The following is a 14,431-nucleotide window of genomic DNA, read 5'->3' as shown; positions in this document are numbered from 1 at the left end:
TAAAATAGAAATAAAAAATATTTATTTTTAAAAACGCTGTTATATAGCCTCTTTTAACTACTTTTTCTAAAAAAATACAAATTAAAACGATTATTTTTTTTATTTTTAATTGTAAGTATTGTAATTCTTTTTAAAGTCGTGTTATTATCAACATATACACGAATAACAAATAACGAAGAAAGAAGGAAAAGTGTATGAGTAAAAAGTTTCTTTCTCCAACTACTGAATTGGTAAATCGTAAAAAGATGTACCACTCAAAAAAAGGTTGGATGGTTGCGGGTATTACTACCGCAACAGTTACAGGGATGGTTCTTTTAGGAACTGTCAATGTTGCTAATGCGGATGAAGCTACCGGAACTACAGGAGGTGCTACTTCTTCTGAAAGTGGTAACGGTGCTACTACATCCGCTAATGTCACAACTCCATCAGCAAACACTACTGCGGTTACTACTGCTAGTGGTTCTACTAATAATGGGGATGGCTACAGTGTTAACGTTGATAACTCCGGCTTACAAAGTGCGGTAGAAAAAGCAACTGCAACCGGTGTTCAAGTTACACAAGGCCAAACTACTTCATCTACTGTTACTGCAGATCAAGCGCAAAGTGCTGTTGATAGCATTGGAAATAGCTACAAGCAACAAACTGCACAATTACAAGAAGCTACAGCTAAACAGGAAGCTAAGAATAAGGCTTATGCAACAGATACTGCTGATGCGTCCGCTACAAATGCTTCTAACAAAGCTAAGGTTGACAAGGCTGTGCAGGACTTCAAAAACGTTGGTGGTAAAGTAAAGGAAAACACGGCTGAAAACAAGAATACAGTTGCTACAATTGATAACTACGACAAAGTTAAGGCTGATGTTAATGCTAAGACTGACACTGTAGTTAATACTTTAGAAAAAGCAACTGCACAAAAAAATGCCGAAAATAAAGTTAAAGCTACGGTTGGTGATGCGTCTGCTAAGTTAGATGAAGCTGTCAATAGTGCTAAGCAAGTTTTAGGCGAAAGCAACGTACATCAAACAGATGATGTTAGTGCAGGTAAGGTAACATCCGACAGTGCAGAACAGATCTCAAACAAAATTGAATCTGACTATGCAAGTCAAATCAAAAACATTACCACTACGGTTGAAAAAACCAAATCAGCAACAGAAGCTGTTGGTAGTATTGACAAGTCAAAACTTGAACAGGCTGTAAAAAATGCGCAAGGTATTTTAGGAAATGACAACGTTAAACAAGGTGAAACACAAAAAATCACCGCTACTGTAGATAATTACAAAGATGTTGTTACTAATGTACAGCGTGATTATAATCAACAAGTGAAAACCATTAATGATACAGTGGCTAAGTATCAAAGCGACAAAGCTCAGTACGATAAAGACTTTGCAACTTATAAAGAAAAGTTAGCTGATTACGTTAAGAATAAACTTGGCGGAGATTGGTCTGCTTCACAAATCGAAAATCTTATTAAGAATGCTCAAGGTAACTTAACTTACTTGTCATCAGGTAACAAATTTCTTAGTGCAGATTTGTCTGGGTTAGAAACGGTATCAATTTCTGATTTCGACAAGTATTTGAAATATGTTGCATCGGAAGCTAAGAAAAATGATGGGATAACCCAAATGAACTACAATAAGCATATAGATTCTAAAGGGCGTACCATTTGGATGATGGTTACGGTGGGGAATACTGGTACTCTCCCGGTATTACTCCGACAATAAGTCATGCGGATTCAACTTCTGATTCTCGATTTTACGAACAACTGTATAAGGTAAAAAACGGTTCTAGTATTCTTTACAAAAACGCTATCAAGTCAAACAATGGTACTGTATATGACGCCAAGTTAGTATTTGATAATGTTGGGGAAACACCCGAGGAATACCGGTACATTGGATTGGCAGTTGATATAAACAATCGTAGTGCTTTTCTTTTAGGTTTTGAAAACCTATATAATTATCACACGGAAGGACATTGGGAATTTTATAAAGCGGGGTCAAAAACTCAAACAACCATTCCATATTTATTAGTTGGAGTTGGCGATTTGGACTTTGATCAAGATGTTCTTGTTAAGGGTAACGTTGTAGGTACGTTAAATGGTTCTAAAGTAACTATTGACACGGATAATAGTTCTTACGCATATTATCGTGATAAAGGGACATATGGAGAAGGCTCAACTGAACAAGATAGACCAAACCAGTCGTTTACAATGTTAAAAAATGTTGATACGTTCTCGTGGTCATGGCTTCCCCACAATATAGTAGGTACTTCCCAAGTTGGGTACAGTAATAAGGGTATGCTGTATACGAATGGATTTCATTTGGTGCGGCCGACTTACCATTCGATAAGCCACCTATTCTAAATACTCCAACGGTAAACTATCACTTGGATTCAGTGACAGTTGACAAACCTTCTGTTGAATATCACTACGATATCCCAACATACGGTAGCACTTCGAATCCAGTTGTATACAATTACAATACATTAAGTGTTGATAAGCCTGTAGCTGAAAAAGCAAGCTACAATTTACAAAAATTAAATGTGCTTCATAAAGCAGGTAAGACTGACAGTGAAGTTATTGATAATCAAACCGTTGATACTAATGGTAAGACTATTGTAGCAGGTGATCACGGTAACTTTACAGTTACTACTGATGCCTTACAAGCTTCTACCAATGGTGCAAATGCAACTCGTCAACAAGTTGTTGGTTACACAATTGAAGACACAATTGACCCTAATGTAGAAATTGATTTACAAGGTATTCACGTTTCTAAGTCAGATGATGGTTCGGACTTAACTAAGAACTTTAACATTTCTTACAACGCATCTACCCGTCAATTAGTGTTAACTGCTAATAAGACTTTGGTTGATGCTATGAGTTCAGATTTAACTAAGACTTATAGTGGATTAACTTTAGATATCCCTTACACAGCTAAGGTATCTGGAGCTACATTCAAAAACCAAGCTAAGACCTATGTAAACCACGGTAACGGAAATATTGAAACAGTTTCTAACAAAACTGAAAATAAAATTACTGATTCTAAACCAACTAAGAGTGTTTCTGTAGATGGAAATAACGCTAATGGTAAGAACGTAATTACTAACAGCGTACAAGAATACACTGTTAATGTTGATTACACTAAGTTTAAGGATGTTCCTGTCTCAGATTCCATTAAGAATAACGAAGTATCATTTACAGATACTATGGTTATCACTAATAAAGCAGGTTCTTTAAAGGCTGATAGTGTTAAGCTAGTAGATGGATCTGGAAAAGTAATTGACAAGTCACTTTATACAGAAACTATCACAACACTAACTAAAGGTAATGATGAAACTTACGCAATCAAGTTTGTTTGGAAAGATGGCAAGAAGGCTGTACAATCATTTGGCGGTCAAACTCTTAAATTAACTTACCAAGTATCATCAAATGATGGCGTTACAGGATCTATCACTAATAGCGTTGTTCAAAATAACTTTGGAGTGAACTATGGTGGGAATGTTACAACCGTTAATGTTGTAGATATTAATCCTAAGAAAGATGTTTACAAAAACATTGGTGATACTAAGTCAGTTAACGGTGAAATCGTGCCATTTGGATCAGATGTATACTTCAAGATTACATCTTCAGAATTACCTGCTAACCGGGCAAGTGTCGTCAAGGAATGGAACTTTACTGACACCTTAGACAACAAGGTTGCTTACAACGGTAAATGGCAAGTCTTAGCCGGCTCTGACATGGTAAATGCGCAAGGTCAAACAGTTATTCGCAAGAATGACGATATTTCTAAGTACTTTACCTTTAGCTTAAACGGTCAAAACACTAAGTTGACTCCTAATGCTGATTACTTAGCCTTAGCTAACTTAGAAAAGAACCGTGCAAATGCCAACTCATACAATTTATGGGTAGGTGCCACAGTTAAAGTTTCTGGTTGGGAATACAATACTGCAACTGAAACCTTAAACGGGGATGTTGATAAGACTAATACAGTCAAGACCTTCTCTTACGAACCTGTTAACCCAATTGGTGATAAAGACGACCGCATTGGTCAATCTACATCAGCTACAGCTACAAGTGCTAACGGCATGAATGTAACTAAGGGCGATAAGATTACGTATGAATTGAAGGGACAAGCTTTACCTCAATATCACGATCCTATCAAGACCTTTAGCGCAACTGATATTTTTGACCCTGCTGTTAAATACACAGGCTTTAAGGCATTCATGAATGTTAAGGACGCTAAGGGCAAGATTACTCAAGTTGACGTAACTGACTTAATGCAAACCAACGCTAACGGTAATACCGTTGAATGGACTGCTAAAGATGCACTTATCAAGATGATGAACTCTGATAAGTACAACGAACAAGCCTATGTTACTCCTACAATTTACGCCTTCACCGAAGTCTTAACAGACAAAGATAAGATTGATAACTCATACTTTGTCAACATCAATGGTAAGCAGGACGTATCAAACATTGTAACTAACCAAGGTGTGCACGCAACACCTACTAAGGACGAAACTGTTGCAGGTACTAATTCAAATGGCCGAGTAGTGATTGCTAAAGACCATATTGATTACGATGTAACTTGGGACTTATCACAATACAATTTAAAGAAAACTGCTATTTCAGATGAACAAATGGCTAAAGGTATGTCTGTAGTTGATACATTAACTGCTACAACTGGCGTCATTGAAAACTTAAGCAAGGATGGCTTTAAGTTAGTAGACGGAAGCGGTAAAGCTGTATCTACACAACCACAAGTTACTCTAACTAAGACAACCAAAGACGGCAAAGATGTTTACGTTGCAACTGCAAAGGTAACTGATGTCAAGAAGTTCTTAGAAACTTACGGTGGCGAAAAGCTTCACTTGAAGTACACGGCAATTGTTGCTGATGGTAAGAATGGTGAAATCAAGAACGTTGCTCAACAAATTGACTTTAACAATCCTAAAGACACTCCAGTTGTCGGTAACACGGTTGTTGATACTACACCAGTTAAGGACGTTGTTTCCAAGTTAGGTGGAACTGAATCACTTAACGGTAAGAAAGTTGACTTAGGTTCAACCGTTTACTACAAGGTTTCATCTTCTGATTTACCTGCTAACCGTGCAAGCCAAATCACAACTTGGACTTTCTCTGACAAGTTAGACGATAAGGTAGAATACAACGGTCAATGGGCAGTTTATGCTAGTCAAGAAATGAAAGACCATGATAACAAAGTAGTTATCAAGAAGGGTCAAGATATTTCTAAGTACTTCCAATTAGTTAATGACGGTCAAACGTTAAGTCTAGTTGCTAACCAAGACTACATGAACTTAGTTAATGAACATAAAGATAATGTAGTTGGTTCAATGTTAACTTTGGTACAACTGTCAAGACTGCTGGATGGGCATACAACACAGCGGATGAAAACTTAAATGGTGCAGTTGACAAGACTAACCAAGTTAAGACATTCTCTTATGACCCAGTCACTCCTGAACCTAATAAGGAAGATAGTATTGGCAAGAACACAAATGCTAAGCAAGTTTCTATCAATGGTAAGTTAGTAACTAAGGGTGACACAATCACTTACGCCTTGAACGGTCAAGTATTGAAGCAATACCACGAACCAATCAAGACATTTAGCGCTAACGACATCTTCGATAAAGGTTTAACTTACACAGGTTACAAGGCAATGCTTAATGTAACTGATAAGGATGGCAAGGTTACTCAAACCGATGTAACTGATCACATGAAAGAACAAGTCAACGGTAATACGGTTGCGTGGGTTGCTGATGCTGAATTAATCAAGATGATGAATTCGGACGAATACAATTCTAAAGCAGGGGTTACACCAACTGTTTACGCATACGCTACAGTTAATACCGACCAAGCAACTCGTATCGACAATGCTTACTGGTTAAACATCAACGGTAAACAAGATGTTTCAAATATTGTAACTAACACGCCAACTCGTCCTACACCAGTTAAGGCTGAAACTATTAACGGCAAGGACGGTAACAGTAAAGTTGCAATCGCTAATGACCAAATCGACTACAATGTTACATGGGACTTATCCAAGTATGCATCTAAGACAACTGCCATTTCAGCTGAACAATTAGCTAAGGGTACTAAGGTTGTTGATACATTAACAGCAACTCAAGGCATTATCCAAGACTTGAAGAAAGAAAATGTTAAGGTTGTAGACGCTAAGGGTAAAGTGGTTAATGCCACAGTTGCAATTACTAAGGCAACTAAAGACGGTAAGGACACTTACACAATTACCGTAACTGCAAAAGACCCTAAGAAGTTAATCGAAACTTATGGTGGTCAAAAGCTTTCTATTAAGTACTCAGCAACAGTACAAAATGGCAAAGCCGGTGACATCAAGAACCAAGCATCTCAAGTTGACTTTGGTAATGACCCAATTCAAACTAATGTGGTTGGTAACACAGTGGTTAACACCGTTCCTGTTAAGGATGTAACTAAGACCTTAAATGGCACTGACTCATTAAATGGCAAAGTTGCTGAAATTGGTTCAACAGTTTACTACCAAGTTTCATCTTCTAACTTACCTGCTAACCGTGCAAGCAACATCAAGTCTTGGACATTCTCTGACAAGATTGATTCTAAGGCTAAGTTAAACGGCCAATGGGAAGTCTTCGCTAAGTCTGACTTAAAGGATGCTAAAGGCAATGTGGTTATTAAGAATAACCAAGATATTAGCCGTTACTTCCGCTTAATCAACAATGTTGATTCTGTAAGTTTAGAAGCTCAACAAGACTTCTTAGACTTGGTTAACCTTGATGTAAACAAGGCTACAAATGCTAAGTTTACGCTTAACTTAGGTGCAACTATTCTTAAGAGTGGTTTCACTTACAACACCGCTAACGAAGTATTGAATGGTGCAAATGACAAAACTAACACAGTTAAGACTTTTGCTTTTGACCCAATCGTACCTCACGGTGAAAAAGACGTTAAGTTAGGCAACGCTACAGACACTAAGGCACAAACAATTAATGGTAAGAACGTTGTTAAGGGCGAAACTTTAACTTACGAATTAAAGGGACAAACTTTACAACAATATCACGAAATTGTTAAGAGCTTTAATGCAGTTGATGAATTTGATAGTGCGGTTAAGTACACTGGCTTTAAGGCATTACTTGGCGACAAGGATGTTACTAAGTTAGTTACAGTTAAGCAAGACGGCAACAAGGTAACTTGGACTGCTAATGCTGACTTAATTAAGTTAATGAATTCAGATGAATTTAACACTAAAGCCGGAGTTACTCCTACAATCTTTGCCAATGTACAAGTTGTTGCTGATGGTGTTGAAACCATTGATAACAAGTACGTTGTTAACATCAACGACAAGCCTGATACTTCAAACACAGTTGAAAACAAGACAGTTAAGTCTACTCCAACTAAGTCTGAAACAGTTGCCGGTAAAGATGCAAATGGCAAGATTGTCTTAGCAAATGATAAGATTAACTACAAGATTGGTTGGGATTTATCTAACTTCAAGCTTGACAACAAGTTAGCTATTAGCGACGCAACTCTTGCTAAAGGTTTATCCTTGCACGATACGATGACAGCTGACAAGGGTGTTATCAACGCCTTAGCTCCTGCCAACGAATTTAAGTTAGTGGACGCAAATGGTAAAGAAGTTGACAACAACCTTTACACTATTGCTATCCCTAAGGCTACAACTAAGGATGGTAAGGAAGTTTACGCATTTGATGTAACTGCAAAAGACCCTAAGAAGTTCTTACAAACTTACGGTGGTCAAAAGCTTACCTTAACTTACGATGTAACAATCTTAGATGGGGTCAACGGTTCAATTGACAATAAGGCTGTACAAAATGACTTTGGTACTGACCGCCCAACGCCTACAGTTGGTAACAAGGTGGTTAATACTACACCGGTTAAGGATGTTCTTTCATCTATTGGTGGCAAGTCTGTTAACGGTCAAGTTGTTCCTAAGGATTCTGTAGTTTACTACCAAGTTTCTTCAAGTGATTTACCTGCTAATCGTGCAACTCAAGTCACAGATTGGACTTTACACGATGTTTTAGATAGCAAGGTTGCTTACAAGAACTTTGAAGTCCGTGCAACAAATGACTTGAAGGACGCTAAGGGTGATGTAATCGTTAAGAAGGGCGACAACATCAGCAAGTACTTTACTGTTAAGGCAAACGGTCAAACAATTGACTTGAAAGCAAACGCTGATTACGTTGCATTGCTTAACTTAGATGTTAACAAGCAAGTTCACGGTGGATTTGACTTATTCATTGGCGCAACTGTTAAGACAGCCGGTTGGTCATACAACACTGCTGACGAAACATTAAACAATGTCACAGACAAGACAAACCAAGTTAAGCACTTCTCCTTTGACCCAGTTACTCCAAAACCTACTAAGGATGTTGCTTTAGGCAATACCACTGCTACTGATGCACAATCAATCAATGGCGCTAAGGTTACACCGGGATCAACGTTGACTTACGAATTAAAAGGTCAAGCACTTAACGAATATCACGAGAAAGTGGAATCATTTAGTGCAACTGATACTTTTGATGATGGTGTTGATTACCAAGGTTACAAAGCTTACTTGAACAAGGCAGACGGTTCACAAATTGATGTAACTAACCACTTGACAGCTAAACAGGATGGTAATACTGTTGTTTGGACTGCAGATGCTGAATTAATCAAGATGATGAATTCAGACGAATACAACACAAAAGCGAGTGAAACGCCTACTATTTACGCTCAAGTTAAGGTTAATGGTAAAAAAGCTAAGACTATTGAAAATAACTACTTTGTAGATATTAACAATAAGCATGGCGAATCTAACAAGGTTACAAATGATTCTGTCGTACCAACACCAGTTAAGAAAGATCTTAACTCAGAAGGTATTGATATTAACGGATTGACTGTATTGCCGGGTTCAACTAACGTTTACACGTTAACGATGGACTTTGATCAGTACAAAGATGCTAAGTCTGATGCTGATGCGATTGCTAAAGGCTTTGCTTACCTAGATGACTTCCCTGAAGAAGCTTTAGATGTTGATACAAACAACTTCACTTACAAAGATAGTCAAGGAAATGCAGTAAGTGGTATTACCGCTACCGTATACAACTCTATCTCAGATGCTCCAGAAGATATTCAAGCTTCAATCAAAGAAAACGGAATTAACGTTAATGGTGCGTTTGTATGGTTCTCAGTTGATAATCCAACCGACTTCTTCAACAAGTACGTTGTAACAGGTAACTCAATCACTATTACCGCTCCTATGACTGTTAAGAAAGATGTGGCCGATGGTACAAGTTACAGCAACGTTGCTTACCAATTCGATTTTGGTAAAGCTTACCAAACTGAAACTGTTACTAATAACGTTTCACGTCCTAACCCTACTAAGGATGTTGTTATCTCTGTAGGTGATACAAATAGTCTCAACAATGGTGAAATTAAAGTCGGCCAAACATTCAATTATGAATTAAATGGCGGTGTGATTAAGCAAGCTACAGGTACTCCATTAGAAGAATATGGATTTACTGACGACTACGATCAAACACATGATACTTACAACGGAACATACGTTGTTAAGTTAAACTCAGATGTAACCTTGAAAGACGGAAAGGTATTGAAGTCAGGTACAGATGTTACTGAATTTACTGACTCAACAGTTGATACAGAAAATGGTAAGATCAACATTGAATTTAAGAAGGACTTCTTAAAGCAAGTTGATTTAAGTAAGGGCGACTTTAGCGCAAGTGCTTACGTATCAATGACTCGTACCGCAAGTGGCGATGTGGATAACACTTACATCAACACAATTAATGGCGTGGAATACACTTCAAATACCGTAACTACTCATACACCAGAAGTGCCAGAAACTCCTGTTCCTGAAAAGGAAACACCTGTAACACCTTCTGAAACACCAGTTTCACCTAAGGCAGAAGCTACACCTACACAAAACAACGTAACACCAACTCCTGCATCTAAAGAATTACCTCAAATGAGTGATTCTGACGACAACGTATTAGCAGAATTAGGTTTAGTTGCTGTTGCTTTAGCAGGTGGCTTAGGACTTGCCGGATACAAGAAGCGCAAGGATGCCTAAAATATAAGAAAAAGCAAGGATTTATTTCCTTGCTTTTTTGTTTCTGTCAACTCTTGTCATTGATGATAGGATATGTAAAATAATACTTGTAAGATTAAAAAATAGCTATGACACAAGGTTGAGTTAAGACAATAAAATTTCTGTCAAGGCTTGCGAGCCTTGTATCGTGTGCTAAAATAAAATCATAAAATAAGTTAAGGTTTTCCAAAGAAAAGAGAGGTAATCAAAATGGAAAAAGTATTAAAGAAATCAAGTGCTGTATTAGCGTCAGCAATTATCACAACAGGTGTTGCAGGGGTAGTTGCAAATGCAGATGAAGTAACTCCTGAAAATACGCAAACGGTAGAAAATACTGCGACTACTGCTACAACAGTAGCACAAGCTCAAACTAATGTTGATAATGCTCAAAAAGCGGTTGATAATGCAAGTGCAGAATACTCGGATGCTAAGTCCGTTACAGATACCGCACAAAGAGATACAGATTCAGCTAAACAAACCTTAGATACTGCACAAAAAGTATCTAACGACGCAGAACAAGCAGTTAAAAATGCTCAAGAAAATGTTGCTAAAGCAACTAATGAAAATATCGCTCAAGCGAAGGGGGACGTAGCTTCTCAAGAACAAGTGGTGTCAGATTCAAATAATAACGTAAAAGCTAATCAAGAAGCTGTGAAAAAGGCACAAGATGGCGTTAACGCATCTCAAGCAAAAGTAGATGAGGCTAATAAAAAAGTGTCAACTCAGCAAGCAGTTGTAGACCAAGCTCAAGTTAATGTTGATAATGCTCAAAAGGCGTTGAACAACGATGGTAAATCTGAAGCGGAAAAAGCATTATCAGATGCTCAAAAAGCTGTAGCAGGCGATCAACAAGCGGTATCTGATGCTACTAAGAAGGTAGACAATACTAAGAACAATGCTTCAAATGCTAAGAATGATGTAAAAACTGCTCAAGAAAAAGTAGCGACTGCTACCCAGAAGGAATCTGACGCACAAACTAAAGCGAATAGTTCCAAAAAGGCATTGGATGATGCTAAGCAAAAGGTATTAGATCAACAAGATGTTGCAAATAATGCTCAGAAGGCTGTAAATAGCGCTCAAGACGCTGTAAATAATTCTGGAGTAGAGAAGGCTCAACAAGCAGTTAATAGCGCTCAATTGGCCGTAAATGGGGATAAAAAGGCTGTTGCTAATGCAGACAATAACTACCAAAATGCTTTAAGCGACCAAAAGGTTAAAACAGAAACTGCCAAAAACGCTAAGTCAGTACTTGACAATGCTGAAAGTGATGTAAAAGTAGCTCAAGCTAAAGTAGACGATGCTCAAAAGGCATTTAATGCGGCCAAACAAGTTACTGATAGCAAAAAATTAGAAGTCGATAGTGCGAAAAATGAAGTTACACGCTTGGAATCCTCGGCAGTACCAACTATTGCTATCAAGCAATCTGATGTTGATGCAACACAAAAATTAGTTAAAGAATTACAAAAGTACGGTGACAACGGTGGTATGAATATTCCTTTAAACGTACTTTCTGGTTACGATTGGGGAACAGCTAGTGTTGATGGTATCAATAATGCTAAGGTTGAATGGGCTAAGAAATTAACCAATTCTGCACGAGTAGTTAGTTGGGAAGATAATAATGTTGTAGATCAACAAACAACGGTTGATTTAAATAATTTGACGGTTGAACAAGCAACTGATCTATCTAATTTTACCGCAACCTTAATTAACCAAGTCCGCAAAGACTTAGGAATTTTAGATACAGTTGGAAAAGTAGAAGTATCTAGTGGTGCTGTTAATTTTGCGTTGGATGTAGCTAAACAAACATTGGCTGATAAATGGAATATCATGGGTCATGATGCTCACGCTATTAACAATACAGCTTTAGAATACGGCCTGGGTGCACCAGAAAATACGGAACTTGGTGAAACTTCACAAGGTTACGAAAATGCAAGCTTTAGTCACCCAACAGCGACAATGGCAGGTTTAAAGGAAGGTCTATATAGAACTATTGAAGGAATGTTATTCTACGATATTGCTGATGAGGATAACATTACAACAGATGATATGGGACATGCTCAATCTATTTTAGGTTTAACCAACATTGAAAACAGTACTACCAAATCAGGAGTAACTTATTTAGGGGTATCTAATAATTTATTGGCAGGTACAAGTGGCCGACAATCCACTACATCATACTCTCACTTACTTTTCATTTCAGGATTAGATCAAGACAAGACTAATGCAACTCAACAAGCTAAAGGTATCTTCAATACGGTAACAAATCCATATGAAGATTTAGCTAGTGCAGTAGCAAATGCCAAAAATGTATTATCAGCTAAACAGGCTGAATATCAAAAGTTGAATCAAGATCAAGTTGTTAAGAGTATTTCTTTAGATACCGCTAAGGATAACTTGAATGCTAAGACAACTGAACGTGACAACGCTAAGAATGCCAATGATAATGCTCAAAAAGCTTTATCAGATGCTGATTCTAAGGTTTCTACCGCTAAACAAGCATTATCTGATGCGAATGCTAAGTTAGTTTCTGATACAAATGTTTTGAACCAAGCACAAGCTACTTTAAGTTCGTTTAATGCAGATGCTAAGACTAAATTAGACAACTTAAAGAAAGCACAAGCTACTTTGGATAAGGAACAAGCTACTTTAAAGACATTGCAAGATGATGTAAACTCTAAGAATGTAGCTTATCAAAAGGATGCTAAGGCTTTATCAGACGCTCAAGAAGCTGTAAAAGATGCTAAGAGCGCTTTAGAAAAAGCGGAAAATAACGATAAGAACGCTCAACAAGCATTGTCTGATGCCAAGCAAGCATTATCTGATGCAAATGCTAAGTTAGTTTCTGACACTAAAGCTCAAGAACAAGCACAAACAAACTTAGATGCTTTCAATAAGGGTCAAGCTGAAAAATTAGCTAACTTAGACAAAGCAAAGAAGGTATTGGCGGATGAAAACGATAAGTTAAGTTCTTTGAAGAACGAAGCAGGTCAAAAAGTCGCTCTCTTAGCTATCTCTAAGGAAAGTTTAGTCGATGCACAAAAAGCCTTAGATTCAGCTAATCAAGATCTTACTAAACAAGAAAGTAAGTTATCAGATCTTAAACAAGAATTGTACGTTTTAGAACACGCTCCAGAAGCATTATCCGATGCACAAGCTACTCAAGATAAGGCCCAAGCGGACTTGACAGACGCTCAAAAAGCGTATGACAAGGCGGTTGATACATTAAACAACGCACAAGCAACCCTTGGAGAAAAGCAAAATACTTTAGAAAAGGCTAAGGAAAAGTTATCTAAGGCAGAAATGACTTTAGCAAGCTTATTAGCCATTGAAAAGGCTGAAAAAGACGCTCAAATCAAAGATTCTATCAAGGAAGCTACTAATAGTGGTTACCATGTTGTAGATGGCGTTGTTATGGATGCTAGTGGTAAGACAGTACCGGGTTGGGGTGTAAATCCTTCTGGTGAAATGGTAGATAAGAACGGAAATGTAATTAAGGTTCAAAATAAAGCCGTGAAGTTATCTTCATCAGTACCGGGATTTGCTACTACGACAGCGACTGTTAAAAACCACAAGCCACAAGCACAGTTAACTACTAAATCATTGCCACAAACTGGCGAAGAAAGTGATGCTCAAACAGCAACCGTTGTAGGCTCAATTATGGTAGCTGTAGGCTCATTCTTAGGTTTGGTCGCAGTAGGTAAAGAACAAGATAAAAAATATCTAAAATAGACGAATAGAGCAATAAAAAACCACCTCAGATTTCATTCTGAGGTGGTTTTTTGTGTTTATAAAGGTTAGCAGACAAGAAAAACCGTGTTTTTAAACACGGGATGAATTGTCGATAAGCTAACCGAACTTAGTTTTAAATGATTTTTGCATTTGGGATTCTATATATTGTTTAACGATATTCTCTGATACATTGCCAATCGTGGACATAAAAAAGCTAGGAGACCATAAGTGACCACCCCACAATTTAGATTTTGTTTCAGGATGGAGCTTAAACCATTCCCTAGCACTTGTACCTTTTAAGGATTTAACCATACTAGATGGCGCATACTTAGGTTTAAAACTAATCAACATATGAACATGGTCTGACATGACTTCGATTGAAGAGACTTCAATCTCTTTGTTTTCAGCAATGCTAAGTAAAATTGTTTTCATATTATTTCTAAGTTCATCGGTTGTAAATATTTGCTTTCGATACTTAGTTACAAACACTAAGTGAAAGTTAAAATCATAAACATTAGTTCTTTCTTTTTTTAACATGTGTATTCACCTCTATATTAATATTATAACTAATTAAATTGTTTTTG

The 14,431-nt window shown here is 37.4% G+C and carries 6 protein-coding genes; 5 read left to right on the top strand and 1 reads right to left on the bottom strand.

Annotated features, from left to right (window positions below):
• The first annotated feature begins 194 nt into the window (after window positions 1–194).
• From JCM10991_RS09580 to JCM10991_RS09560, 5 genes are all read left to right on the top strand, one after another.
• Complete coding sequence (locus JCM10991_RS09580) at window positions 195–1,721, top strand: hypothetical protein (protein ID WP_025021319.1); 1,527 nt, start codon at window positions 195–197, stop codon at window positions 1,719–1,721.
• Window positions 1,664–2,359 carry a hypothetical protein gene (locus tag JCM10991_RS09575; protein ID WP_025021318.1) on the top strand — a complete coding sequence of 232 codons (696 nt, stop codon included), beginning with the start codon at window positions 1,664–1,666 and terminating at the stop codon, window positions 2,357–2,359. Before JCM10991_RS09580 ends, JCM10991_RS09575 begins: the two co-directional genes overlap by 58 nt.
• A gap of 32 nt (window positions 2,360–2,391) precedes the next feature.
• Window positions 2,392–5,415 (top strand): LPXTG cell wall anchor domain-containing protein, encoded by a 3,024-nt coding sequence (locus JCM10991_RS09570; RefSeq protein WP_162149518.1) that lies wholly within the window; start codon window positions 2,392–2,394, stop codon window positions 5,413–5,415.
• 80 nt (window positions 5,416–5,495) lie between these two features.
• Window positions 5,496–10,100, top strand: coding sequence for an LPXTG cell wall anchor domain-containing protein (locus tag JCM10991_RS14635; protein ID WP_439645941.1), 4,605 nt, complete (start codon window positions 5,496–5,498; stop codon window positions 10,098–10,100).
• A gap of 228 nt (window positions 10,101–10,328) precedes the next feature.
• On the top strand, window positions 10,329–13,847 hold the full coding sequence (locus tag JCM10991_RS09560; RefSeq protein ID WP_025021315.1) for an SEC10/PgrA surface exclusion domain-containing protein: 3,519 nt from the start codon (window positions 10,329–10,331) through the stop codon (window positions 13,845–13,847).
• 117 nt (window positions 13,848–13,964) lie between these two features.
• Here JCM10991_RS09560 and tnpA read toward each other — a convergent pair whose 3' ends face one another.
• Window positions 13,965–14,384: an IS200/IS605 family transposase gene (gene tnpA, locus JCM10991_RS09555; RefSeq protein WP_025021314.1), complete on the bottom strand. Its 420-nt coding sequence runs from the start codon at window positions 14,382–14,384 to the stop codon at window positions 13,965–13,967.
• Between the last annotated feature and the right edge of the window lie 47 nt (window positions 14,385–14,431).

This window comes from Ligilactobacillus equi DSM 15833 = JCM 10991, assembly GCF_000615765.1.
Taxonomy (GTDB): domain Bacteria; phylum Bacillota; class Bacilli; order Lactobacillales; family Lactobacillaceae; genus Ligilactobacillus; species Ligilactobacillus equi.
Note: the sequence above shows the minus strand (reverse complement) of the source record. Positions and strands in the feature narration are given on the sequence as shown.